This is a genomic window from Aeromonas lusitana, from assembly GCF_002812985.1.
In the GTDB taxonomy this organism is placed as follows: Bacteria; Pseudomonadota; Gammaproteobacteria; order Enterobacterales; family Aeromonadaceae; genus Aeromonas; species Aeromonas lusitana.
Map to the genome: position 1 here is coordinate 153,751 of NZ_PGCP01000004.1, position 25,438 is coordinate 179,188.

The window sequence follows — 25,438 nt, forward strand, 5'->3', positions numbered from 1 at the left end:
ATCACAGTGGCCGACCCTCTCGCTCCCCCAACCCACTCCATCACCCGGTCCCGCCCCAGGCTTGTTGCGAACCCGCCGATTCAGTAGCATATTTTCTATATCGAGAAGTTGATAAGGAAATCTAATGAAAACCCTGGACTACAAGCTGCTGCTGGCGCTGGACGCCGTGATGGAGGAGCAGAATTTCGAGCGGGCCGCCCAGCGTCTGCACCTCACCCAGTCCGCCATCTCCCAGCGCATCAAGCAGCTGGAGCAGCAATTTGCCGAGCCGCTGATCATCCGCAGCCAGCCCCTGCGGGCCACCGAGCTCGGCCAGAAGCTGCTGGCCCACTATCGCCAGGTGCGCCAGCTGGAGCTGGAGCTGGCCGGCGAGCTCTCCCCGGACGAGCCCCAGGCGCCGGTGCGGGTCAGCATCGCCATCAACGCCGACAGCCTGGCTACCTGGTTCCTGCCGGCCCTCGGCCCCTTGCTTGAGCAATACCCCATAGAGCTGAACCTGCTGGTGGACGACGAGAGCCGCACCCTCGACAAGGTGCGCGAGGGCCAGGCGTTCGGCGCCGTCAGCCTGCAGCCCCAGCCGCTGGCCGGTTGCTGCGTCGACGAGCTCGGCGAGATGCGCTACCTGCTGACCGCCAGCCCAGCCTTCGTCGCCCGCCACTTCCCGCACGGCCTCACGCCTGCAGCGCTCGCCAAGGCACCGGCGGTGGCGTTCGATCAGCGCGACGACATGCACGTGAGCTTCATGGCCCGCCACTTCGGGCTGGAACCCGGCGGCTACCCCTGCCACACGGTGCGATCCTCCGAGGCCTTCGTCGCCATGGCCGAGCAGGGATTTGCCTGCTGTCTCATCCCGGAACTGCAGATCCGCCGCCAGCTGGAGGAGGGGAGTCTGCTCGATCTCTGCCCGAACCATCACCTGGTGGAGCGACTCTATTGGCACCGCTGGGTGCTGGAGCGGGGGCTGCACAAGCGGATCTCCTCGCGCCTGATCCAGCAGGGTCGCCGGGCACTGCAACCCCGCTGAACGGGCCATTCACCTTGGCTTTGGAGGGGTAAAAACGTATAGTGCTGGGCGATTCTTCATCGGTTTCCACTCAGGTTCCTCACTTATGTTTCAAGACAATCCGCTGCTGGCCCAGCTCAAGCAACAAATCCGCGAGAACATCCCCAAGAAAGAGGGTGTGATCCGCGCCTCCGATCGGGGCTTCGGCTTCCTGGAGGTCGATGAGAAGACCAGCTATTTCGTGCCGCCTCCCTACATGAAGAAGGTGATGCACGGTGACCGGGTGAGCGCCCTGATCCGGACCGAGAAAGAGAAGGAAGTGGCCGAGCCGGATGCCCTGCTGGAGCAGGCGGTGACCCGCTTCGTCGGCCGCGTGAAGATGTTCCGCGATCGCCTCAACGTGGTACCGGATCACCCCCTCATCAAGGACGCCATCAAGGCCCGCGCCAAGAAGGGTCTGGACGAGAAATCCTTCAAGGAAGGGGACTGGGTGGTCGCGACCCTCAAGCGCCACGCCCTGGTGGACGGCAACTTCTCCGCCGAGATCACCCAGCTCATCGCCGACAAGGACGATCACAACGTGCCCTGGTGGGTGGTGCTGGCGCGCCATAACCTGGCCCAGATCGAGCCGGCCGACCTGCCGGAGTGGAAGGTGATCGAGGAAGAGGAGCTGCCCCGCACCGACCTGACCTCCACCCCCTTCTTCACCATCGACGGCGCCAAGACCAAGGACATGGATGATGCCCTGGCCATCCGCAAGCTGGACAACGGCTGGGAGCTGCTGGTGGCCATCGCAGATCCGACCGCCTACGTTGCCGAGGGCAGCGAGCTGGACCAGGAAGCCGCCAAGCGCGCCTTCACCGTCTACATGCCGGGCCGCAACGTGCCCATGATCCCGCGCACCCTCTCAGACGAGCTCTGCTCCCTGAAGGAAGGGGAGGAGCGCAACACCCTGTGCGCCCGTCTGCTGGTGGCCGAGGATGGCCTGCTGCTGGAGGAGACCGAGTTCTTCGCCGCCCGCATCGTCTCCCACGCCCGTCTCTCCTATGACGACGTCTCCGACTGGGCCGAGCACGGCAAGGAGCTCAGCATAGACGCGGGCGTCCTGGCCCAGCTGCCGCTGATGAAGGCCATGACGGAGGCGCGCATCAAGTGGCGCACCGAGCACGCCCTGGTATTCCCGGACCGCCCCGACTACGACTTCGAACTCGGTGAGAATGGTGAAGTGCTGGCGATCCACGTCGAGCCGCGCCGCATCGCCAACCGCATGGTGGAAGAGTCGATGATCGCCGCCAACATCTGCGCCGGCCGTGTGCTCGGCAAGCAGGTGGGTTACGGCATCTTCAACGTCCACACCGGCTTTGACGAGGAGTCGCTGGATGGTGCCATCGAGCTGCTCAAGACAGCCGAGGCCCCGTTCGAGAAGGAAGAGATCGCCAGCCTGTCTGGCTTCTGCGCCCTGCGCCGCTGGATAGACAACCTGGATACCCGCTGGCTGGACGGCAAGATCCGCCGCTTCCAGAGCTATGCGCTCATGTCCTCCGAGCCGGGTGCCCACTACGGCCTGGGCCTGGATGCCTATGCCACCTGGACCTCTCCCATCCGTAAGTACGGCGACATGGTCAACCATCGTCTGCTCAAAGCCGTCATCGCCGGCAAGACTCCGGGCCCGCGCCCGAGCACAGAGCTGACCGAGCACCTGACCGCTTGCCGCCGCCTGCACCGCATGGTGGAGCGTGACATCGGCGACTGGCTCTATGTCCGTTACCTGATGTCTGCCGCCGGCACCGATCAGGTGTTCAACGCCGAGATCATCGATGTGATGCGCGCCGGTCTCAAGCTGCGTCTGCGGGAGAATGGCGCCGTGGTGTTCATGCCCGCCCGCCACATCCTGGACAACAAGGACAGGCTGGAGTGCAACTGGGACAACGGCCGCGTCTACCTGGACAAGACAGAGGTGGTCTATGAGCTCGGCCAGGTCATCGAGGTCAAGCTGAGCGAGGCGGTGGAAGAGACCCGCTCCCTCATCGCCAAGCCGGCGGTGGCCCTGGTGCCGGGCCCGGCCCCTGTGGCGCCGGCCACCGACGCCGAGGCGCCTGCCGAATCGGCCCCCAAGGCTGAAGATACGGCTCCCAAGGCGGAATAAATCCCCTCCCCTAAAAGGCCCGCCTCCGTGCGGGCCTTTTCTATGGACGCGCCGGGGCATCCCCATGCCCATATTCGCACCCGTCCACCCCTTGCTCCCTTCCCCAACCACATCACCTTGAGACCCCTTTTCGGGCACGGCTGCGCCACCACAATCTGAAAGTGGGTTACAGATAGGGATGATTCATAGGTCAGTTAGCGAAGATGCCCGATCATTCATCGTTGCTCTCCCCGGATCCGGGCTCACGAGCAAAGCTCCAATTGAATTCAAATTCATGATTCGTGATCAGCATCACATTGACAACGTATCTCGCGAGCCATTAAAACGAGAGGTAAATCACGGTAAAACATCGTTCGCAGTAGAAAAGAACGAAAAGTAGCCAAAAAACAGTTTCAAATCGTGATTTGGATCACTCGTCGAGGAGGGGGTAGCCGGGGGTAATTGAGAGGTGCATCACAAGATGCCCCGTTTTCAGCCTAACTTGATCGCAAGCTGGTAGATTGAAGTTGCTTAGACGACTGGGATGGGGGTTCGGCAAAACCCACCATTCCGACTACCACTCTTAATCAAACAGGCTTAAAACGGGGTCCCGACATGTTATCACCGGATACCAAAGTCAAGATACAGAATTTTGGACGCTTCCTGTCCAATATGGTCATGCCCAACATAGGCGCCTTCATCGCCTGGGGCTTCATCACCGCCCTCTTCATTCCCACTGGCTGGCTGCCAAGCGAGACGCTGGCCAAGCTGGTAGGCCCCATGATCACCTATCTGCTGCCGCTGCTGATTGGCTACACAGGCGGCAAGCTGATCGGGGGGGAGCGCGGGGCCGTGGTCGGCGCCATCACCACCATGGGCGTCATCGTCGGTACCGACATCCCCATGTTCATGGGTGCCATGATGGTCGGCCCCCTCGGTGGCTGGGCCATCAAGCGCTTCGACAAGGCGATGGAAGGTCGCGTCAAGAGCGGCTTCGAGATGCTGGTCAACAACTTCTCCGCCGGCATCATCGGCATGCTGCTGGCCATCCTCGCCTTCTTCGTGATCGGCCCCTTCGTCAAGGTGCTCTCCGGCGTGCTGGCCAGTGGTGTGGGCTTCCTGGTGGATAACCACATGCTGCCGCTCACCTCCATCTTCGTCGAACCGGCCAAGATCCTGTTCCTGAACAACGCCATCAACCACGGCATCTTCTCGCCGCTCGGTATCCAGCAGGCCACCGAACAGGGCCGCTCCATCTTCTTCCTGATCGAAGCGAACCCGGGCCCCGGCCTCGGCGTGCTGCTGGCCTACATGGTGTTCGGCCGTGGCGCCGCCAAGCAATCCGCCGCCGGTGCCTCCATCATTCACTTCTTCGGTGGCATCCACGAGATCTACTTCCCCTACGTGCTGATGAACCCGCGCCTCATCCTGGCGGTGATCGCCGGTGGCATGACGGGCGTCTTCACCCTGACCCTGTTCAACGCGGGTCTAGTCTCCCCCGCCTCACCGGGTTCCATCTTCGCCGTGCTGCTGATGACGCCCAAAGCCTCCCTGATCGGGGTTGCCCTCTCCATCATCTGCTCCACCCTGGTCTCCTTCCTGGTCGCCGCCGTGTTCGTCCGTGCCCAGCAGCCGGAAGCCGACGAGGCCGATGCCCTGGGTGAAGCCACCCGCAAGATGAAAGCCATGAAGGCCACCAAGCCGGAAACCAGCGCGGCCAAGAAGCCGGACACCGAGCTGACGGCAGTGCGCAATATCGTGGTCGCCTGCGATGCAGGCATGGGCTCGAGCGCCATGGGCGCCGGCATGCTGCGCAAGCGGGTGCAGGCCGCGGGTCTCGATATCAGCGTCACCAATCGCGCCATCAACAACCTGGACGATCAGGTGGACTTGGTCATCACCCACAAGGATCTGACCGACCGCGCCCGTCGCCATGCGCCGCACGCCCAGCACATCTCCCTGACCAACTTCCTCGACAACGCGCTCTACCAGGATCTGGTGCAGAACCTGACCCTGGCCGGCGCCGCCAACGACGACGTGGCCAACCCGCAGCTGCTGGTTGCCGCCAACGACGACAGTTACGAGCCGCAAGCGAGCGAGGTCTTCACCCTGAGCCTGCAGGACGTGCACCTCGGCCTCAAGGCCGACAACAAGGAGGCCGCCATCCTTGCCGCCGGCAAGCTGCTAGCCGAGCGTGGCTATGTGGCGCCGGACTATGTCAACGCCATGCTGGAGCGCGAGCAGCTGGTCTCCACCTACCTCGGTGAGTCCATTGCCGTGCCCCACGGCACCATAGCCGCCAAGGAATTTGTGAAGCGCACCGGCATCGTCATCTGCCAGTACCCGGCCGGGGTTGCCTTCGGCGAAGCCGCCGACGAGGTAGCACGGCTGGTGATCGGCATCGCCGCCCGCAACGACGAACACATTCAGGTAATAACCAAACTGACCAATGCACTGGATGAACCGGGTCTCATCGACCGGTTGGCCAGCACTCAGGATCCCCAGGAGTTCCTGGACCTGTTGGGTGCCGAACAGGCCGCGTAAGTCATCTTCATCATCTTTGGTTATAGAGGTTAATATCATGAAAACATTGCATTTTGGTGCCGGCAACATAGGCCGCGGCTTCATCGGTAAACTGCTGGCAGATGCCAGCCATCAGGTCACCTTCGCCGACGTCAACGAGACCCTGATCGATCAGCTCAACCATCGTCAGGAGTACAAGGTGCACGTGGTGGGAACGGATCAGAAGCTGGATGTGGTGCGCAACGTGGCCGCCGTCAGCTCAGCCGGCCACGAGGTGATCGCCCGCATCATCACCGCCGATCTGGTGACCACGGCGGTCGGTCCCAACATCCTGGACAAGATTGCCAGCACCCTGGCCAAGGGGCTGCAGGCCCGCTTCGATGCCGGCAACCTGACCCCGCTCAACGTCATCGCCTGCGAGAACATGGTGCGCGGCACCAGCCACCTTAAACAGGAGGTACTCAAGTATCTGCCGGTCGCGTATCATGCCACGCTCGAATCCTGCGTCGGCTTCGTCGACTCGGCGGTGGATCGTATAGTGCCGCCCGCGGCGGCCAACGACGATCCGCTGGAGGTGACGGTGGAGAGTTTCAGCGAGTGGATCGTCGATCAGACCCAGTTCAAGGGGGACTTGCCTCAGGTGGCGGGCATGGAGCCCACCGACAACCTGATGGCCTTCGTCGAGCGCAAGCTGTTCACCCTCAACACCGGCCACATCGTCACCGCCTACCTCGGCAAGCTGAGAGGCTACCAGACGGTGCGGGAAGCCATCGAGGATCCGGTGATCCGCAGCAAGGTGCGCCGCGCCATGGAGGAGAGCGGTGCCGTGCTGGTGAGACGCTACGGCTTCGATCCACGCCTGCACGCCGCCTACATCGAAAAGATCCTGACCCGCTTCGCCAACCCCTATCTGGTGGACGAGATTGACCGGGTCGGCCGTCAGCCGCTGCGCAAGCTGGCGGCGGGAGACAGATTGGTGAAGCCCCTGCTCGGTACCCTGGAGTACGGCCTGCCAAACGATCACCTGCAGGAGGGCATAGCGGCGGCGCTGCACTATCGCAATGCCGACGATCCCCAGGCAGTGGAACTGCAGACCCTGCTGACCGACCTAGGCCCGGCCCAGGCCCTGGCCAGAGTCACAGGCCTGGATGCAGACAGCGAGATCGTTGCCGCCATCGTCGCCCGTTATCACAACTTGCAGTGACCCCATGGGGCGCCCAATGCCACTCGCCGCATCACACGGCAAAATGGCGACTGTGCCCCATACGATAAAAACCGGGAGAGAGGCAGTCTCTCTCCCTGTCAGCTGGACCCAATGCCCTTATGACCACACACCAGGAAGATGAATTACTGGAACGACTGAACGAGCAGGATGGCCCCCGTGGTTTCTTCCTCGAGGTCGTGACCATCCTGGAAGAGGCGGTCGACTCCCTGATGCGGCGCGCGTTTCGCCAGGAAGAGTATGCCGTCAAATACGCCATCGAACCCCTGCTCAACCAGAGCGGCCCCCTCGGCCAACTGGAGGTGCGCCTCAAGCTCATCTTCGCCCTCGGCCTCATCTCCCTCGAGCGTTATCAGGATCTCGAGGCCTACCTGAAGATCCGCGATTTTCTGGTGCGCGACCCCAAGGATTACCGCTTCAGCGACAAACCCGTTCGCGATCTGCTCGATCGTCTGCACGGCCTCAACCAGGGCAGCATGATGCCCCAGGACCCACCAGCCAACGAGGAGGACTGGCCCTTCTACCAGATGCAACTGAACCGGCTCGATCAGGTGGTGCGCTCTGCGCTGGTGCTGGCGGTGGCCGATTGCGTCACCGAGCTCCACAAAGAGAGTCCCATCTAGGCAAGAGAGTATTATCCCTCGGGCTTTTGCCGACGCAGCGCCCTTGCCACCGTGCCCATCGCCATGGCCCCGGCTCCATCCGGGTGTTTATTCGCCCGCCTTCCCCGCTACACTACTCCCAACCCCATCATCTGCCCGAGGTTGGCATGATCGCACTCTCCCTCGCGGGGATCGCCCTGATCTCCCTGTTGGCTCAATGGCTGGCCTGGTCCCTGCGGGTTCCCGCCATCCTGTTCCTGCTGCTGAGCGGTCTGCTGCTCGGCCCAGTGACCGGGGTGCTCGACCCGGATGCCCTGCTCGGTGAGCTGTTGTTCCCCCTGGTCTCCCTGTCGGTGGCCATCATCTTGTTCGAGGGGGCGCTGACCCTGCACCTGACCGAACTCAAGGGCATTGGCAAGGTGGTACGCAACCTCTGCTCCATTGGCATGCTGGTCAGCTTTGTGGTGATAGGCGGTGCCAGCTACTTCCTGCTGGGGCTGGACTGGCGCGTCGCCATGGTGCTCGGCGCCGTGCTGGTGGTGACGGGGCCGACCGTGGTCGCCCCCATGCTCAACGTGATCCGGCCGGTGCGGGAGGTGGACAAGATATTGCGCTGGGAGGGGATCGTCATAGATCCCATAGGTGCGCTGTTCGCGGTGCTGGTATTCGAGGCGGTGCGACTCGGCAGCCAGAGCGATGTACTCAGCCATACCCTGCTGGCGCTGGCCAAGACGGTGGGAGTCGGCACCCTGATCGGGGTGGCGGCCGGCTGGCTGACCACTCTGCTCATCCGCAAGGACTGGCTGCCGGTCAGCTTGCACAAGTTCGGGGTGCTGGCGCTGGTGCTGGTCACCTTCACCCTGTCGGACTGGCTCCGCCATGAGTCCGGCCTGCTGGCGGTCACCGTCTTCGGCATCTGGCTCGCCAATCAGGAGGGGCTGGACCTGGAGGAGGTGTTGGAGTTCAAGGAGGATCTCGCCGTCATCCTCATCTCCTCCCTGTTCATCTTGCTGGCGGCCAGGCTCGATCTGGCGCAGCTGTGGCAACTCGGCCCCATGGTGCTGCTCCTGCTGTGCGTGGTGCAATTCGTGGCACGCCCGCTCTGCATCCTGGTCTCGACCCTGGGCTCGGATCTCCCCTGGCGCGCCCGCGCCCTGCTGAGCTGGATAGCGCCGCGCGGCATAGTCGCGGCCGCGGTGAGCGCCTCGTTTGCCATCAGCATGCACGAAGCCGGAATCGCGGATGCCGACAAGCTGGTGCCCCTGGTGTTCGCCGTCATCATCTTTACTGTGGTGCTGCAGAGCCTCACCTCGGCGCCCTTGGCCAGCCTGCTCGGCATGCGCCAACCGGCCCCCAATGTCTGGCTGCTGATCGGGGCCAACTCGGTGGCTCGCGCCATCGGCAAGGCGCTGGCAGATCAGGGCATTCCGGTTCAGTTGTCCGATCCCGCCTGGGAGCACTGCAAGCTGGCGCGCATGAGCAACCTGCCCTGCTATTTTGGCAATCCACAGTCGGAACACGCCGAGCTCCACCTGCCCCTCACCAGCATCAGCACTGTGCTGGCCCTCTCCCCGAACCGTCACAACAACGCCCTCGGCGTGTTGCACTTCGCTCACCTCTACGGGGAGGAGAAGGTCTACTCCCTGCGTTCCAGCGAGCAACACGGCAAGGCGAACCGAGAGAGTGCCACCTTCCGTGCCCGCCAGAACCTGTTCGGACCCGAGATTAACTTCGCCCGCCTGAGTGGCTTGCTGAGCCGGGGCGGCCAGATCAAGGCCACCCGGCTGCGGGACGCCTTCGACTGGAGCCAATATCAGGAGGCCAATCCCGGTGCCATTCTGTTGTTCGTGCTCGATGGCAAGGGGCACCCCCAGGTGGTCACAGGCCCGGTCACGCCACAGACTGGCGACTTGCTGATCGCCCTGCAGCCGCCGCGAGAGGCACCTGCGCCCTGATGGGATCATCGGACAGGTTCTGGGATTATTTCACCCACCCCGGCCCTGTGCCTGACTGACCGTCTGCGACTAGACTTGATAGTGGCGCCATCGGTCATAGGAGGATGTCATGACGGTCAGCGAATTGCGCACACTGCATCAGCAACACCGCTTCAAGGAAGCGGAGATCCTGCACGACATCATCTCGCCCGGCTGGATCGTGGAGTTCCGTGGTCAGGACGGTCGCCTGTACGAGATGACGGACACCCTGGGTTGCCCGGTGAGCTTCTCCTCCACCGAGGAGGCGCGCGATCACATCCATCTGGTGGCCGACTGTCCGATCCAGGTCGAGCACCTCTACCACTTCTTCGAACGCTGAGTGGCCAACCCGACCAATCACATATGAAAAAGGCTCCCGCGGGAGCCTTTTTCATTCAGGTTGCAGTGGATCTGCCGCCTTGCCCTCCAGTCGCCTGACCGGTTTTTGCAGGATAAGGTTTGCCGGATAGGTCACCAGATCGCCGTTATCATCCCTCACCCTCAGGTAGAAGAGACCGATCTCGGTAATGACACCGGTCACGGAATCATCCTTGTCGAGGATGCGGATCCGGTCACCAATCTTGTAGGGAAAGGCGAAGAAGATGGTGATGCTGGCGGTGATGTTGGAGAGGATCGACCACTGCGCCACCATGGCGACGCCGAGCACGGCGAAGAAGGAGGAGGCGAGCACCACCAGCCGGGAGAAGTCGAGCCCCCACACCCCAGCCAGGATCAGCAGGGTCGCGCAGCCGAGCAAGAAGTGGAACACGTGCTCCACGTAGAGCACCCGGTTTTCGCTCACCTGCTTGGTCTTGGCCAGCGCCAGCAGGCTCTTGTGGATCAGGCCACGGATGAGGGCGTGACTCAGCAGTAAGAGCAGGGTTACGCCAAAAGATTCCCATGTCGTCATCTGTCGTCCTTACCACCAGCGTCTGTGTTTGAGCCAGACCGCCAGCATCACGGCCAGCACCATCAGGGATCCACTAAAGACCCAGAAGGCGACCGGACTCTCAGCCCCCGGCATGCCCCCCAGGTTGATGCCGAACAGGCCGGTCAGGAAGGTGGCCGGCAGGAACAAGAGCGCCATCACCGACATCTGATAGGCACGGCGGTTGGTCGCCTCCGTCATCAGGTTGTTGATCTCGTCCGCCAGCACGGCGGTGCGGGCCACCCCGGCATCCAGATCATCCAGCCAGCGCCGTAGACGGTCGGCGATGTCGAGTAGACGGCGTCTGTCGTCCTCATCTAGCCAACTGATCTTCTCGTTGGCCAGACGGGCCACCAGATCCCGTTGGGGGGAGAGATAACGGCGGATCATGATGAGTTGCTTGCGGATCCGGGCCAGGCGGCCGTTGGGGGGCAAGTCCCGCAGCAGCACCTGCTCCTCCAGCTCCAGGATCTGATCGTGCAGCACTTCCACAAACTCACCGGCCCGGTCGGTCAGGGCATCGCAGATCTCCACCAGCCAGTCGGCAGGGGAATCGGCGCCACCACCCAGTTTCAACTGCTCGAATACGTCCTGCTCCGACAACAAGGGGCGACGACGGCTGCTGATGATGAGGTCCGGCGTGATATAGATGCGCAGGGCCACCATCTCCTCAGGCCTGTGATCCTTGTTGTGGTTGATGCCGCGCAGGATCAGCAGCACGGTTTCTCCCATCCGGACCAGCTTGGGGCGATTGCTCTGACCGAGCAGAGATTCGCGCACCACCCCATTGATGAGGGGAGTCTGCAGCAACCAGCGCGCCGCCTCCGGGTTGCCATAGTCCAGATGCAACCAGCTGGGCTGCGCCGTGGGGATCTCGCTCCCCACAGCCAGCGGCTGCATGCCGCCCTTGCCATCCAGGGTCAGGCCATAAATCACATCACTGGGCACCCGATCCATCCACTCATCCTTCTCGCGTTCGATTCATCGAGCCAGCTTACACTAAAGCTAGGCCGGACTCAGCCCCGGGACAGCCAGTCCCCTGGTGGCCGTGTTAAGATGTGCTCCTCGTTTCAGACACAGGAAGCCATGCCATGCCCATCTGGGTTGATGCCGATGCCTGCCCTCTCCCGGTCAAGGAGATCCTCTACCGCGCCGCCCACCGCACCCAGGTCGTCACTACCCTTGTGGCCAATCAGGGGCTGCGAGTACCACCCTCTCCTTTCATCAAGACCCAGCAGGTGGAGAAAGGGTTCGATGTGGCGGATCACGTGATCGCCCAGCAGGTCAAACCAGGGGATCTGGTCATTACCGGCGATATCCCGCTCGCTTCCTGGGTGATCGATGCCGGTGGTGAGGCGCTCAATCCCCGTGGCGAGATCTACACCCGCGAGACCATACAGGCGCGGCTTGGCATGCGTAACTTCATGGAGGAACTGCGCTCGGCCGGGGTACAGACCGGCGGCCCGGCCCCCTTCAACGCCGCCGACAAGCAGCGCTTCGCCAATGCACTGGATAAATGGTTGCTCAAGGGCAAACTGACATAACGCAGGTCATCAGGAACCTGCCATTGCCGTTCATTGGATAGGAAACTCCTCATCCCACCTCTTCCTTGGCAAGCACTTGCTTGCCCTCCACACCTCCTTCTAAGCCTGACTCATTCCACACCCTCAGACATTAAAAGCTTCAGTCGCAACCATTCTCGCCACCCCACAGGCACCAAGGTCATTGGTGCCTTGATATAACAACTCGCCGCCATTTTGTTACAAAGCAATACTTTTAATTATATCAATAGCGGTTGAAATACCCCATGGACTCACCTAGACATATTAACAAGCCAAAATTAATAATTTTGTTATTAGTAACAAAAGGAAATTCAAGACAAGGAATGAAAGTCCATATGAATAAAGAGATCGCATTTACCAGAAAGCGAATGAGCCTGACTTAACGCCATCTAAATCAATGTATTGAAGAACTAAGCAGCTTAACAAGAACAGAGAAATTATCTCTGCAGGATTCGTTGTCCCTTCATCAGGGTGAATCTCCTCTCACATTAAGCACAGAGATCAAAGGGGAATATTCATGAACAGAACAATGACTGTGTTTCTCTCACTGTTTCTTACCTTCTTCCTGTTTAGTTGTGGCGGAGGGGGCGGAGGGGGAGGCACAAAACCCACGAACCCATCCGCCAAGACATTGACCAAGATCGACATCTCTGCCGACACCGCGGGCACCAAGGCTCGGGCAGAAGCCAATCCCAGCACACCACTCGGTATCAGCACCCAGTATCTGGCCATCGCCACCTATAGCGACAACAGTACAGCCAACATCACGGATGTCGCCAGCTGGAGCAGCGCTGATACCAGCATCGCCACCATAGATGAAAAAGGGCTGGTCAAGACACTCAAGATCAGCAGCACCGGGATCACAGCCAACTATCAGGGGGTGACCAGCAACACTTCCAACCTGACCATCACGGATGCCATTGCCACCAAGATCTCCGTCATCCCTCCAACCACGGCACTGGCCAAGGGGCTGTCACTGCAATTGCAGGCCATCGCCACCTTCTCCGATGACACCACCAAGGATGTGTCGACCCAGGCAAGCTGGCTGAGCAACAACCCAACCGTGCTGAGCGTCGACAACAAGGGCAAGATCACTGCTCTCGATGTCGGTGATGCCACAGTCATTGCCACCATTCAGGGGATTACCGGTCAAACCACTGTCTCGGCCGTCAATCTGGCGGTCAGTCAGATCCAGATCATTCCGGCGACAGTCCAGCTGGCTATCGGTACTACAACAAAGCTGACGGCCATCGCAACCTTCGCCGACCAGAGCACCCAGGATATCTCCACGCAAGCGGCCTGGCTCAGCAGCAACCCAGCCGTCGCAACTGTCGACAACACTGGTCTGGTGACCGGCGTCGCGGCAGGCTCAGTCACGCTGTCAGCGACACTACTGGGCGTCACTGCCACCACCAGCATCCAGGTCAACAACGCCAGCGTCACGGCCTTGCAGGTCATTCCTGCCGTCTCGACCATTGCCCTCGGCACCAAGAGTCAATTGCAGGCCATCGCTACTTTCAGCGACGGATCAACTCAGGATGTGTCGACCCAGGCACAGTGGAGCAGCAGCAATCCCGTCATCGCCAGTGTAGACAGTCAGGGGAAAGTAACGGGTAACGGCATAGGCCAGGCCAGCATCACTGCCACCCTGGGCTCTGTCAGCCGCAGTGTCAGTATCACCATCACCAATGCCATCGCCACCTCACTGCAAGTCATACCGCCAACTGCCTCTCTGCCGGTAGGGACCAAGCTGCAATTCCAGGCTGTCGCCACCTTCAGCGACAACTCCTCGCAGGATGTGACCAGCCAGGTCAGTTGGAATAGCTCGGATGTCAGCGTTGCGACCATAGGCCTGGACGGTGAGGCAACCGCAGTCAATACAGGGGGTGCAAATATCTCGGCCCTCTTCCATGGCGTATCCAGCAATACGGTATTGCTGGTAGTCACCAATGCGACCGTCAGCAGCGTCCAGATCGTCTTGAATAGCGGCAACGGCACCCTGGCCAAAGGTAGTTCGGTCCAATTCAAGGCCCAGGCCGTGTTGAGTGATGGCAGTACCCTGGATGTCTCCAACCAGGCAACCTGGGTCAGCAGCGATCAAACCAAGGTCACCATAGATGCTCAGGGTCTGGCGACCGGGGTTGCGGTGGGTACCAGCACCATCACAGCCAGCATCAATAATGTGACCAGTGCCGGGACTGTGCTGACCGTCACCAATGCGACAGTCAGTCAAATCCAGATCACTCCACCCACCCTGAGCCTCGCCAAGGGCACCAAGGGCAAGCTGACGGCGATCGCCACCTACAGCGATAACACGACCCAGGACATCTCCAATCTAGTGGCCTGGAACAGCTCGGATATCGCAGTTGCCACAGTCAACCTGTCCGGTGAAGTCACCGCCGTCACCATTGGCAGTGCGACCCTGACCGGTAGCGTGGGCAGCGTCACCAGCAATCCAGTCAGCCTGAGCGTCACCAGTGCTACCGTGAACCAGATAGACTTGTCGGCGACGGCATCGACCCTGGCGGCCGGTACCAAGACCCAGCTGACTGCCGTGGCCAACTACTCCGATGGCACCAGCCAGAACATCACGGGTCTGGTCTCATGGAGTAGCAGCGACAGCAACGTTGCCACCGTCAACACCAGCGGTGAGGTCACGGCAGTGGCTCCCGGCACTGCCACCATCACAGGCAGCTTCGGCGGGCAGACCAGTACCCTGACCATCACGGTCACGGCAGCGACAGTGGGTGCCATCCAGATCAGCACTCCCCTGGCTTCACTGGCACTGGGTACCAATGGTCAGCTGAAGGCATTGGCAACCTACTCTGACAATACCGTGGTCGATGTCACCAGCCAGGCCAGTTGGAGCAGCAGTTCACCCACCTTGGTGAGCGTGGATGCCAACGGTCAGATCAAGGCATTGGCCGTGGGTTCTGCCATCATCAGCGGCAGCCTGGGAGGCACTACCTCGACCATCAGCATTGCGGCAACTGCTGCAACTGTGACCGGGCTCAGCATAGACACCATCCCCAATCTGGCGAGCGGAAACCAGGCTCAGTTGAAGGCAACGGCAACCTTCAGCGACCTGACCACCCAGAACGTCAGCGCCCTTGCCCACTGGCAGAGCGATGACACGGGCGTGGTGACTGTCTCCGGTACCGGGGTCGCACACGGGGTGGCAGCAGGGACGGCCAACATCAGTGCCAGCTTCCTGACTGGGGCAGACAGCAAGCCGATCACCATCACGGCGGCGACCCTCAGCAGCTTGGCGGCCAGTTGCACCACACAGGTCCAGCTGGGGCTACTCGGCCTCCCGGTCGCCAATATCGTGACCCGCAAGGCGGTCGCAACCTTCTCCGATGCCAGCACACTGGATGTCAGCAATACCGTCACCTGGAGCAAGAATGGCGTCGTCATCGGGGTCACCCTGAACAACGTCGACATACTGCTGTTGACCCAGCAGGTGAACTACCAGGCCAGCCTCAATGGCGTAAACAGCAACACCATCATCTGCCCTTAATGTGACTCAGTCACCATCGCAGCCGCGATGGTGACCTCCCATAAACCAAGAGGCCGCCAGTATTGGCGGCCTCTTCATTTCATCTCCCGGCATAGCCGGATGGACAGGAGAATCTATCGACTCTTACAGCCACAAAACATAAACCCCTGCCTGGGCAGGGGTTTATCAGCACGATATGGATGTCTATCAGATCATCACACCGGCAATCACGGCGGAGAGCAGGCTCACCAGGGTTGAGCCGTATACCAGCTTCAGACCGAAGCGGGAGACCATGTTGCCCTTCTCTTCGTTCAGCGCCTTCACCGCACCGGCTATGATGCCGATGGAGCTGAAGTTGGCGAACGACACCATGAAGATGGAGAGGATGCCGACGGTACGCGGGGAGAGATCGGCGGCAATCTTGCCCAGATCCATCATGGCCACGAACTCGTTGGTCACCAGCTTGGTTGCCATGATGGAGCCAGCTTGCAGCGCTTCACCACTCGGGATGCCGAGGATCCAGGCAATCGGGTAGAAGATGTAACCCATGACGTGCTGGAAGTTGACGCCAAACGCCATCTCGAACAGGTAGTTGACCAGAGCTATCAGGGCGATGAAGCCGACCAGCATGGCCGCAACGATCACCGCCACGGAGAAACCGGCCATGATGTATTCGCCCAGCATCTCGAAGAAGTTCTCTTTCTTCGGGCTGTGGTGCTCGTCACCTTCCGCCAGGGTCTTGGCGTCGGTCACGGTATTGTCAGGCTCGTAGGGGTTGATCAGGGACAAGACCACGAAGGTGCTGAACATGTTGAGCACCAGGGCCGCCACCACGTAGCGCGGCTCGATCAGCTGCATGTAGGCACCGACGATGGACATGGAGACCGTGGACATGGCGGTCGCGGCCAGGGTGTACATCTGCTTCTCATTGAGGTGCGGCAGTATATTCTTGAGCGCGATGAAGTTTTCGGACTGACCGACGATCATGGAGCTGATGGCGTTGAAGGACTCCAGCTTGCCCATGCCGTTGATCTTGGCCAGCACAGTCCCGATACCACGGATGACGATGGGCAGCAGACGGATGTACTGCAGGATCCCGATCAACACAGAGATGAAGACGATGGGCATCAGTACCATCAGGAAGAAGGAGAAGGCGCCTTCGTTGACCAGGCCACCGAACACGAAGTCGGTCCCCTGCTTGGCAAATTCCATCAGCTTGGTGAAGCCAGCGGCGAAGCCACCCACTACCGCCAGACCCACTTCGGAGTTCAGCATGAACCAGGCCAGCGCCAGTTCCACCACCAGCAGTTGGCCGATGTAACGCAGCTTGATCTGTTTCCAGTTGCGGCGGTTCGCCAGCAACGCCAGAGCGAGGACCATCACCAGTCCGAGCACAAAGTGAACGTATTCCATACCAGTAGCACCTGATTGAGTTGTAATTTTTGACCGGCGCCATCATAGAGAATTGCATATTTAAAAATCAGATGGCCATCACAATCTGCGGTAAAAATATGCACGAGAAATAATACAAACGTTTTTAAATTAATTAATCATCAGCCATGTTTTCTCCAGTATCGTGCAACAAGAAATACTAGATATAAAACATACACTTAGATTTAAACTTGTGCATTTCACACCATATAACCTTATTAATAGTCTGATAATCAAACTGACAGTCGGGCCCGTGATGGGTGATTTGGCTTGAATATATTTAATCGCAAGCCATGAAAAACGTTTATCTCTTTTGCGCATAATTAGTCGGACCGGTAAGCACTCCCTACCCATTGGCAAACCCGACCCCATGCAAGAGCCGTGTGCATCCACTCTTTTCGCGGCAGCTGGCGCAGGCGTTCAAAAATCCGCCAAACTCCATCACAGCGGGCACGACTTCTGGTACAATGCGCGCCCTTAGCGCACCGCGCCTCCCAGTTTTCTTTGAAGTAGAGTCTTTTTGTGAACAACAGCGAATTTAGCAGTCTCAATCTCTCCCCCGCCCTGCTCGACAACCTTGCCAGCCTGGGTTATCTGCAAATGACCCCGATCCAGGCCCAGAGCCTGCCCCTGGTACTCGAAGGCAAGGACCTGATCGCCAAGGCAAAAACCGGCAGTGGCAAGACCGCCGCCTTCGGCCTCGGCCTGCTTTCTCGCCTCAACGTCAACCGTGTCGACGTGCAGGCCCTGGTGCTCTGTCCGACCCGTGAGCTGGCGGATCAGGTGGCTACCGAGATCCGTCGCCTGGCGCGCACCCTGCCCAACGTCAAGCTGGTGACCTTGTGCGGCGGCACCCCGACCGCGCCTCAGTCTGCCACCCTGGGCTTCGGTGCCCACATCGCCGTTGGCACCCCGGGTCGCATCCTCAAGCACCTTGAGCAGGGCACCCTGGAGCTCTCCAGCCTGGAAACCCTGGTGCTGGACGAAGCGGATCGCATGCTGGACATGGGCTTTGGCGAAGACATCAACCGGGTCATCAGCCATGCCCCCGCCCGTCGCCAGACCCTGCTGTTCTCCGCCACCTACCCGGAGGGGATCGCCCAGATGAGCCGCGGCGTGCAGCGCAACCCGGTCGAGGTGAGCGTGGAGTCCCTGCATGAGGGCAGCGCCATCGAGCAGAAGCTGTATGAAGTGCCCGCCGGCCAGCGCCTCGACGCCCTCACCTGGCTGCTGAGCCACTATCAGCCGAGCTCCTGCGTGGTGTTCTGCAACACCAAGCGCGCCTGCAACGACGTGGCCGATCACCTGGCCGCCAAGGGCTTCTCGGCGCTGGCGCTGAACGGCGATCTGGAACAGCGCGAGCGGGATCAGGTGCTGGTGCGCTTCGCCAATGGCAGCGCGACTATCCTGGTCGCCACCGATGTGGCCGCCCGTGGCCTCGACATCAAGGAGCTGGGCGCCGTCATCAACTTTGAGCTGACTTACGATCCGGAAGTACACGTGCACCGCATCGGCCGTACCGGCCGTGCCGGCCAGCAGGGTCTGGCCCTGAGCCTCTATCAGCCGAACGAGGCCCAGCGCGTCAACCTGATCGAGGAGTACCAGCAGGCGCCCATCCCGCAAGGGGATCTGAGCGAGATCGGTCGTGAGATCAAGCCGACCATGCCGCAGATGGTAACCCTCTCCATCGATGCGGGTCGCAAGAGCAAGGTACGCGCCGGCGACATCCTGGGCGCCCTGACCGGGGAAGGCGGCATCGCCGGCAGCGAGGTCGGCAAGATCCAGATCTCCGAACAATACTCCTACGTGGCGGTCAAGCGTCAGGTGGCGAGCGCCGCCCTCAAGCGACTGCAGGAAGGCAAGATCAAGGGGCGCACCTACCGCGCTCGCAAGCTGGGTTAAGGGAATTGAGGGTGGTCAACTGCCCTAGCTTCCCCTGAATGCAGCACGGGCGCCTTCGCAGGCGCCTGTTTTTTATCAGGAATGTGCCATTGTCTGGCACGGACAACACAGATGAACAAAGAAAGCCAAACCGAAGTCAGCTGCCAGAATTGCGAAGCCTGCTGCTGTCGCCTCGAAGTCATGCTGTTTACCGACACCGGCGTGCCGGATCGATACGTGCTCGATCGGGAAGGAGAGATACCCGTCATGCGGCGGCTGGATGATGGCTGGTGCGCGGCCCTGGACCGCAACACCATGATGTGCCGCATCTATGAGGTGCGCCCGCTCATCTGCCGGGAGTTCGAGATGGGCGAACCGGATTGCGTCGACGAGCGGGACAAGTGGTTTATCCAGCTGCAATAAACCCCAACTGGCCCCCGCGACTATGTGTCTCTGCTATAGCTACATCCCCGCTGCGGGATCAGGCCGTCACCAGGTGGCTTGACCTGGCAAGTTGCCCCTGCACCCAGGCGATCGCTTCGCTCTCACTGTCGCAGTAATGCAGGCCCTGGAACGGCAGCCCGCCGAACACCTGATCCGCCAGATACTGTTTGAAATGCCCCTCCATCACCACCGCCAGGAAGGCACAACCATGGGCGGCGCACCAGCCAAACTGGCGGCGAAAACGGGCCAGCACCTCGGGCCCGGCGGCTTCGAACTCGGTCGCCACCTCGACTATGCCCCAGGGAGCGCCGCTCAGTTTTTCGATCAACTGGCCGAATTCAGCCTCATAGGCCATGGCACCCGCCAGATTGAAGGGCCCAATCGGGCGACACAGCAGCACCCGTCCTCTCTGCTGCAGCTCGAATTGACCATGGGGTTGCAAATGCACAACAACTTCCTCCCTGAATGTTTGACTCACGCCCCACCACATCCCTGTGCCTTGGGCTCGCCACAAGGTAATGAGCCATCACCATAAAGTCCACGGCCAGCGTGCAGTTCCCATCATCTTTTGAGCCCCGGATGTGCCCCAATCCAACCCAAGTCACAGAGCTGTGGCCATGCCCCTGGCAAAGCCCATGTTTTATTGCAGTTAACAAAACGTTGCTGCTATCATCCGCGCCATCCAAACATTCCACCAACTGCAACGTTCACCACTGCCGCAAGGATCAGAGATGAAAAATCACGACGCGAATCACTACCAGCGGATCTGGCGCTGGCACTTCTATGCCGGACTCTTCGTCGCCCCCTTCCTGATCCTGCTCTCCCTCACCGGCATCGTGTATCTGTTCAAGCCCCAGCTCGATAATCTCATGTATCCCGAGCTGATAAAGGTGACCCCGGCCAGCCAGACCCTCAGCGCCGATGCCCTGCTGGCCAAGGCGATGATCGCCATGCCGGACGCCAGCCTGCGCAAATTCCTGCCGCCCATCGCCCCCGATCAGAGCGCCCAGCTGATCGTCTCCCAGGGGGGCCGCGAGCTGACCCTGTTCATGGATCCCGCGAGCGGCGCCCTGCTCGGCACCATGGACAACCAGTGGAATCTGCAGGCGGTGGCCCGCACCCTGCATGCGGAGCTGATGATAGGCACCACCGGGGACAGGTTGATCGAGCTGGCCGCCGGCTGGGGCATAGTGCTGCTCATCAGCGGCCTCTACCTGTGGTGGCCGCGCAAGGGGCCCGGGGTCGGTGGCATCCTCTGGCCCAGAATGAACCTGCGTGGACGGCTCTGGTGGCGGGACATGCACGCCGTGGTCGGCTTCTGGGGCGCCGGCTTCCTGCTGCTCCTGCTACTGAGCGGCATGACCTGGACCGGTTTCTGGGGGGATCAGTTCGCCAACGTCTGGAATCGCTTCCCGGCCGCCATGTGGAATGATGTGCCCAAATCCGCACCCCTGGCGCGCAGCCTCAACCAGGCCCATGAGCAGACGGTACCCTGGGCGATGGAGAGCACCCCCATGCCGAGTTCGACGGTACCCGATCAGATGGCCTCCATGGAGATGGATAGCGGTGCCACGGCGCCCGCCAAGGAGCACGATCACAGCGCCATGAACCACGGCAGCGAGCACGAAGGCATGGTGATGGCCAGCCATCGCATCCCCCTGCAACAGGTGGTCGATATCGCCAAGGCGCGGCAGGTCACGCCGGGCTACAGCATCACGCCTCCTGCCGGCAAGAGCGGCGTCTACACCATAGCGATCTTTGCCGACGATCCGCGCAACGACGCCACCCTGCACATAGACCAATACAGCGGCAAGGTGCTGGCCGACGTGCGCTGGCAGGACTACGGCCCGGTCGCCAAGACGGTGGAAACCGGCGTCATGCTGCACATGGGCAAGATGTATGGCTGGCCCCATCAGATCGCCATGTTCCTGATCTGCCTGATGGTGTTGCTGAGCGCGGTGAGCGGGCTCTGGATCTGGTGGAGCCGCCGCCCGCAGGGCCGCCTCGCGGCGCCGCCCCTGCCCGCCAAGCTGCCACCCCTGCGCGGCACCCTGGTGGTGATGGCGTTGCTCGGGATCTGCTTCCCGCTGGTGGGAGCCTCCATGGTCGCCATCTGGCTGCTGGACACCCTGATCTTCTCCCGCCGTACTGCCGCCGCGGTGCAACCGGGTTAATCCGTTCGGGTAAAACGGCCTACAGGGTCATCAGTTTTGGTAATGTAATAAGGGCTCCCATTAGGAGCCCTTATTGTTTGAACCATCCCTAGGGGGTAGCTTCCACCAGCCTGATGATCTTGCTGGCCTTCTCGAAATGGTCGAGTTCATGGGTCTGGATCCACCAGGTGGCGGCCTCCATCAAGAGCGCCGGATCGTCATTGCGGTTGGCAAAGAAGGCGTAGAAGGAGACGCCAACTCCCTCCCCCTTCTGGGCGATCTTCTGGTGGCAGACCCGGATCATCTTCTCTCTCAACGCTGCACGCATGGCGGATAGTCCTCATTCCTGGGTCTGCAGAAAACCGGCTCGCAACTCGTCGACGGGCAGGTAGCGGCCGATGATCACCAGCCGGGACTGAGGGACTTCCTCGCCCCAGGGGGAGCCATAGTCGAAGCCCGCCACCTTGTGCACCCCCTGTACTATCAGCCGGCGCGGCTCCCCGGCGATGGCCAGCACCCCCTTGTAGCGCAGCATGTCGTTGCCGTGCTGTGCGATGCACGACTCCATAAAGGCGCCGATCCTTTTCAAATCCAGCTCACCTCCCTCGAACAGCTGGGCCGCAATGGCGTCGTGCCAGGAGCGAGGCCGGGCCGAGAGCGGCGCGAAGGCCTCAAAGCCCTGCTGGCCGGCCCGCACGATACGCAGACCCGCACTGAGGCTGAGCTCGTCACTCAGGCTGAAGGCATCGAGATCCAGCCAGAGCGCGGCCGGGCACTGCCCCTGCACTATGTCGAGGATCTCGGCCTTGGCATTGATGCCGTGGATGCGCCCGATGGCAGCCTGCTTGGTCCCTTCGTCCACCCGGTCGGTTTTAGTAAGCAGGATGCGATCCGCAAAGCCGAGCTGGGCCGCCGCCACCGGATGCTCGTCCAGCTGGCGGCCTATGTGCTCGCAATCAGCAAGGGTGATGACGGCATCCAGCCGCAGCGCATCCCGCAACCCCTCTTCCACGAAGAAGGTCTGGATGATGGGAGCCGGATCGGCGAGCCCGGTGGTCTCGACGATCAGCCGCTCGAACTGCAGCTCCCCCGCCGCCCGCCGTGCCAGCAGATCGCTCAGGGCGGCGCGAAATTCACCGCGCACGCTGCAACAGACGCAGCCGTTGCTGAGTTCCACCACGTTCACCCCGGAGCCTCCCTCCAGCAGGGTACCGTCGATATTGGCGGCGCCAAACTCGTTCTCGAGGATGGCCACGGAGGCGTCGGCGTGGTGGCGCAGGAAGTGGTTTAGCAGGGTGGTCTTGCCGGAGCCGAGAAAACCGGTCAGCAAGGTGACCGCTACAGCCTGTGTCATGTTGGGAGTCCTGTGGTAATGGAATGAATTGCAGTGCCGCGATATCTAGCTGGCACCGAGAAAATCTCTCAGTAAAGGGTGACCGCTACAGCCTGCATCACGATGGGAGTCCTGTGGTAAGGGAATGAATTGCAGTGCCCGCCATCGCTCACTGGCACCGAGAAAATCGTTCAGTAAAGGGTGACCGCCACAGCCTGCATCAGGGTGAGAGCCCCGTGATGGGAAGTCGTAAAACCTTAGCAGCAGCGCCCGCCATTCTTGCCACCGTAGCGGGCATCCTGGCGTTCGCGAAAGAACTCATCGTGGCTCATGGGGGTCTGCTCGGGGTGAGTCAGCCGCATGTGCTGCACGTAGTTGTCGTAATCGGGCACCCCCACCATCAACCTGGCGGTCTGCCCCAGATACTTGCCCGCCTTGGCCAGGGTATCGAACATCTTGGCTCCTTGTTCGTCGTGGATGAGAGGCCGGCACCCGTGGGTGCCGGCCTGCTGACTTACTTGAGGCTGGGGGCCAGATCGCCGTCGTCGTCAGACTCGGACTGGGCTGTGCCCTTGCCCGCCGGCATCGGCTGATAAGGGGTCTCGTTGGCGGTCGGCTGCGGGTTTTGCAGCGCCTTCATGGCCGTCTTGACCGAGAAGGCGGCGAGCACCACCACCACCCCCATGAAGAAGATGGTCAACCCGGCATCCAGCCGGTTGTTGAACACCAGCTGGGCCAGTTGGGATTCGGTGTACTGGGCCGGGATGGCGCCGCTGTCGATCATCCCCTGGAACTTGTTGGCGATGGCCAGGAAGCCGAGCTTGGGATTATCGCTGAAGGTCTTCTCCCAACCCGCCGTCAGGGTGCAGACCAGCAGCCAGCTGGTGGGCAACAGGGCCACCCAGGCGTAGGCCTGACGCTTCATCTTGAACAGCACCACGGCGCACAGCATCAGCGCCATGCCCGCCAGCATCTGGTTGGCGATGCCAAACAGCGGCCACAGGGTGTTGATGCCACCGAGGGGATCCACCACCCCCTGATGCAGGAAGTAACCCCAGGCCAGCACGCACAGGGCGGTGGCGAGCAGGTTGGCCGGCAGGGAATCGGTGCGCTTGAGGGACGGCGAGATGACCCCCATCAGATCCTGCAGCATGAAGCGCGCGGCGCGGGTGCCGGCATCCACGGCGGTGAGGATGAACAGCGCCTCGAACAGGATGGCGAAGTGATACCAGAAGGCGACGTTCATCAGGCCGCCGAGGGCGCCGTGCAGTATGTAGGCCATGCCGACCGCCAGGGTCGGGGCGCCACCGGCGCGGGAGATGATGCTCTGCTCACCCACCTCGCTGGCGATGCGGGTCAGGGTGTCCGGGGTGATCTGGAAGCCCCAGCTGCTCACCACGGCGGCGGCGGAGACCACCACATCGGCGGTACCCGCCGGTGCCAGCACCGCCATGGGGCTGTTCATGGCGAAGTAGACGCCCGGATCGATGACGCAGGCCGCCACCAGCGCCATGATGGCGACGAAGGATTCCATCAGCATGCCACCGTAACCGATGAAGCAGGCCTGGTTCTCGTTGGCCAGCATCTTGGGAGTGGTACCGGAGGAGATGAGCGCGTGGAAGCCGGAGACGGCGCCGCAGGCGATGGTGATGAACAGGAAGGGGAACAGATCCCCGGCCCAGACCGGGCCTGTGCCGTCGATGAACTGGGTCAGTGCCGGCATCTGCAGGGTCGGCTGGGTCACCAGGATCCCGATGGCCAGACCGATTATGGTGCCGATCTTGAGGAAGGTGGAGAGGTAATCTCGTGGCGCCAGCAGCAGCCAGACCGGCAGCACGGAGGCGACGAAGCCGTAGCCCACCAGCATCCAGGTCAGTTGCACCCCGTCGAAGTCGAAATAGGGCGCCCAGGTTTCACTCTCGGCCACCCAGCCACCGGAGACGATGGCAAAGATGAGGCAGACCAGGCCTATGATGGAGACCTCACCGATGCGCCCCGGCCTCAGGTAGCGGGTGTAGATCCCCATGAAGATGGCGAGCGGTATGGTGAAGGCCACGGTATAGGTGCCCCAGGGGCTGTGGGCCAGCGCCTTGACCACTATCATCGCCAGCACCGCCAGTATGATCACCATGATCATGAAGGTGGCGATGAGGGCGATGACCCCGGCCGTCGGCCCCATCTCCGCTTTCACCAGCTCACCGAGGGAGCGGCCATCGCGGCGGGTGGAGACGAACAGCACCATGAAGTCCTGCACCGCCCCCGCCAGCACCACCCCGGCCAACAGCCAGAGCATGCCGGGCAGGTAGCCCATCTGGGCCGCCAGCACCGGGCCGACCAATGGGCCGGCGCCGGCGATGGCGGCAAAGTGGTGGCCAAACAGCACCTTCTTGTCGGTCGGCACATAGTCCAGACCGTCGTTGTGACGCACCGCCGGCGTCATGCGAGTGCCGTCCACCGCCAGCACGTGCTTGGCGATAAACAGGCCGTAGTAGCGATAGGCGATCAGATAGACGCACACCGCCGCGACCACTATCCAGAGTGCGTTGATCTGTTCGCCCCGATTGAGGGCGATATAACCGAGGGAGCTGGCCCCAACCAGCGCCATCAGCATCCATCCAAGGTGTTTCCCTAACTTGTCCATAAGTGTGTCCCCACCAGAGCTTTTTACATGTGCAACCAATTACGGTTACATCTGTATAGCAATCCCTCGGGCGCCACAATCGGGGTCCGTCACAACTCGCTCCCCTGCTTTGATAATT

Annotated in this window: 19 protein-coding genes and 1 pseudogene; 12 read left to right on the forward strand and 8 right to left on the reverse strand. The window is 61.3% G+C overall.

Annotated features, from left to right (window positions below; translation table 11 throughout):
- Positions 1–124 precede the first annotated feature (124 nt).
- The 7 genes and pseudogenes from CUC44_RS03940 (at position 125) to CUC44_RS03970 (ending at position 9,788) form a co-directional block, all read left to right on the forward strand.
- Positions 125–1,024, forward strand: a complete 900-nt coding sequence (locus CUC44_RS03940) for a LysR family transcriptional regulator ArgP (protein WP_100858683.1) — start codon at positions 125–127, stop codon at positions 1,022–1,024.
- Positions 1,025–1,109: 85 nt separating this feature from the next.
- Positions 1,110–3,149, forward strand: coding sequence for an exoribonuclease II (locus CUC44_RS03945; protein WP_100858684.1), 2,040 nt, complete (start codon positions 1,110–1,112; stop codon positions 3,147–3,149).
- 594 nt (positions 3,150–3,743) lie between these two features.
- Positions 3,744–5,672, forward strand: a complete 1,929-nt coding sequence (locus tag CUC44_RS03950; protein ID WP_100858685.1) for a PTS mannitol transporter subunit IICBA — start codon at positions 3,744–3,746, stop codon at positions 5,670–5,672.
- A gap of 37 nt (positions 5,673–5,709) precedes the next feature.
- A complete protein-coding gene (locus tag CUC44_RS03955) occupies positions 5,710–6,855 on the forward strand; it encodes a mannitol-1-phosphate 5-dehydrogenase (protein WP_167388765.1) in 1,146 nt (381 codons plus the stop codon).
- A 119-nt stretch (positions 6,856–6,974) separates the two neighbouring features.
- Complete coding sequence (locus tag CUC44_RS03960) at positions 6,975–7,496, forward strand: MltR family transcriptional regulator (RefSeq protein ID WP_100858687.1); 522 nt, start codon at positions 6,975–6,977, stop codon at positions 7,494–7,496.
- Between the two features lie 63 nt (positions 7,497–7,559).
- Positions 7,560–9,430, forward strand: a pseudogene (locus CUC44_RS03965) (cation:proton antiporter).
- Between the two features lie 109 nt (positions 9,431–9,539).
- On the forward strand, positions 9,540–9,788 hold the full coding sequence (locus CUC44_RS03970; protein ID WP_100858689.1) for a hypothetical protein: 249 nt from the start codon (positions 9,540–9,542) through the stop codon (positions 9,786–9,788).
- Between the two features lie 51 nt (positions 9,789–9,839).
- Here CUC44_RS03970 and CUC44_RS03975 read toward each other — a convergent pair whose 3' ends face one another.
- Together CUC44_RS03975 and zntB are read right to left on the reverse strand one after the other, a co-directional pair.
- Positions 9,840–10,358, reverse strand: a complete 519-nt coding sequence (locus CUC44_RS03975; protein ID WP_100858690.1) for a mechanosensitive ion channel domain-containing protein — start codon at positions 10,356–10,358, stop codon at positions 9,840–9,842.
- A 9-nt stretch (positions 10,359–10,367) separates the two neighbouring features.
- Positions 10,368–11,333, reverse strand: a complete 966-nt coding sequence (gene zntB / locus CUC44_RS03980; RefSeq protein ID WP_100858691.1) for a zinc transporter ZntB — start codon at positions 11,331–11,333, stop codon at positions 10,368–10,370.
- A 134-nt stretch (positions 11,334–11,467) separates the two neighbouring features.
- Between zntB and CUC44_RS03985 the strand changes: the two genes are divergently transcribed.
- A complete protein-coding gene (locus CUC44_RS03985; protein ID WP_100858692.1) occupies positions 11,468–11,920 on the forward strand; it encodes a YaiI/YqxD family protein in 453 nt (150 codons plus the stop codon).
- A gap of 649 nt (positions 11,921–12,569) precedes the next feature.
- Positions 12,570–15,458, forward strand: a complete 2,889-nt coding sequence (locus CUC44_RS03990) for a beta strand repeat-containing protein (protein ID WP_167388766.1) — start codon at positions 12,570–12,572, stop codon at positions 15,456–15,458.
- A 186-nt stretch (positions 15,459–15,644) separates the two neighbouring features.
- On the opposite strand, the gene CUC44_RS03995 is transcribed toward CUC44_RS03990, so the two are convergent.
- Entirely contained in the window at positions 15,645–16,850 is a 1,206-nt protein-coding gene (locus tag CUC44_RS03995; RefSeq protein WP_100858694.1) for a NupC/NupG family nucleoside CNT transporter, read from the reverse strand.
- A 540-nt stretch (positions 16,851–17,390) separates the two neighbouring features.
- On the opposite strand from CUC44_RS03995, the gene dbpA reads away from it, so the two are divergent.
- Entirely contained in the window at positions 17,391–18,770 is a 1,380-nt protein-coding gene (gene dbpA, locus CUC44_RS04000; RefSeq protein ID WP_100858695.1) for an ATP-dependent RNA helicase DbpA, read from the forward strand.
- Positions 18,771–18,881: 111 nt separating this feature from the next.
- Positions 18,882–19,172: a YkgJ family cysteine cluster protein gene (locus tag CUC44_RS04005; protein WP_100858696.1), complete on the forward strand. Its 291-nt coding sequence runs from the start codon at positions 18,882–18,884 to the stop codon at positions 19,170–19,172.
- A 58-nt stretch (positions 19,173–19,230) separates the two neighbouring features.
- On the opposite strand, the gene CUC44_RS04010 is transcribed toward CUC44_RS04005, so the two are convergent.
- Positions 19,231–19,641 carry a hypothetical protein gene (locus CUC44_RS04010; RefSeq protein ID WP_100858697.1) on the reverse strand — a complete coding sequence of 137 codons (411 nt, stop codon included), beginning with the start codon at positions 19,639–19,641 and terminating at the stop codon, positions 19,231–19,233.
- Between the two features lie 283 nt (positions 19,642–19,924).
- Between CUC44_RS04010 and CUC44_RS04015 the strand changes: the two genes are divergently transcribed.
- Positions 19,925–21,367 carry a PepSY-associated TM helix domain-containing protein gene (locus tag CUC44_RS04015; protein WP_100858698.1) on the forward strand — a complete coding sequence of 481 codons (1,443 nt, stop codon included), beginning with the start codon at positions 19,925–19,927 and terminating at the stop codon, positions 21,365–21,367.
- 88 nt (positions 21,368–21,455) lie between these two features.
- Here CUC44_RS04015 and CUC44_RS04020 read toward each other — a convergent pair whose 3' ends face one another.
- From CUC44_RS04020 to cstA, 4 genes are all read right to left on the reverse strand, one after another.
- Entirely contained in the window at positions 21,456–21,674 is a 219-nt protein-coding gene (locus CUC44_RS04020; RefSeq protein ID WP_100858699.1) for a DUF6500 family protein, read from the reverse strand.
- Between the two features lie 12 nt (positions 21,675–21,686).
- Positions 21,687–22,700, reverse strand: a complete 1,014-nt coding sequence (locus CUC44_RS04025; RefSeq protein WP_100858700.1) for a CobW family GTP-binding protein — start codon at positions 22,698–22,700, stop codon at positions 21,687–21,689.
- Positions 22,701–22,936: 236 nt separating this feature from the next.
- Entirely contained in the window at positions 22,937–23,134 is a 198-nt protein-coding gene (locus CUC44_RS04030; protein ID WP_025325546.1) for a YbdD/YjiX family protein, read from the reverse strand.
- 59 nt (positions 23,135–23,193) lie between these two features.
- Positions 23,194–25,320 carry a pyruvate/proton symporter CstA gene (gene cstA / locus CUC44_RS04035; protein WP_100858701.1) on the reverse strand — a complete coding sequence of 709 codons (2,127 nt, stop codon included), beginning with the start codon at positions 25,318–25,320 and terminating at the stop codon, positions 23,194–23,196.
- Positions 25,321–25,438: the final 118 nt, after the last annotated feature.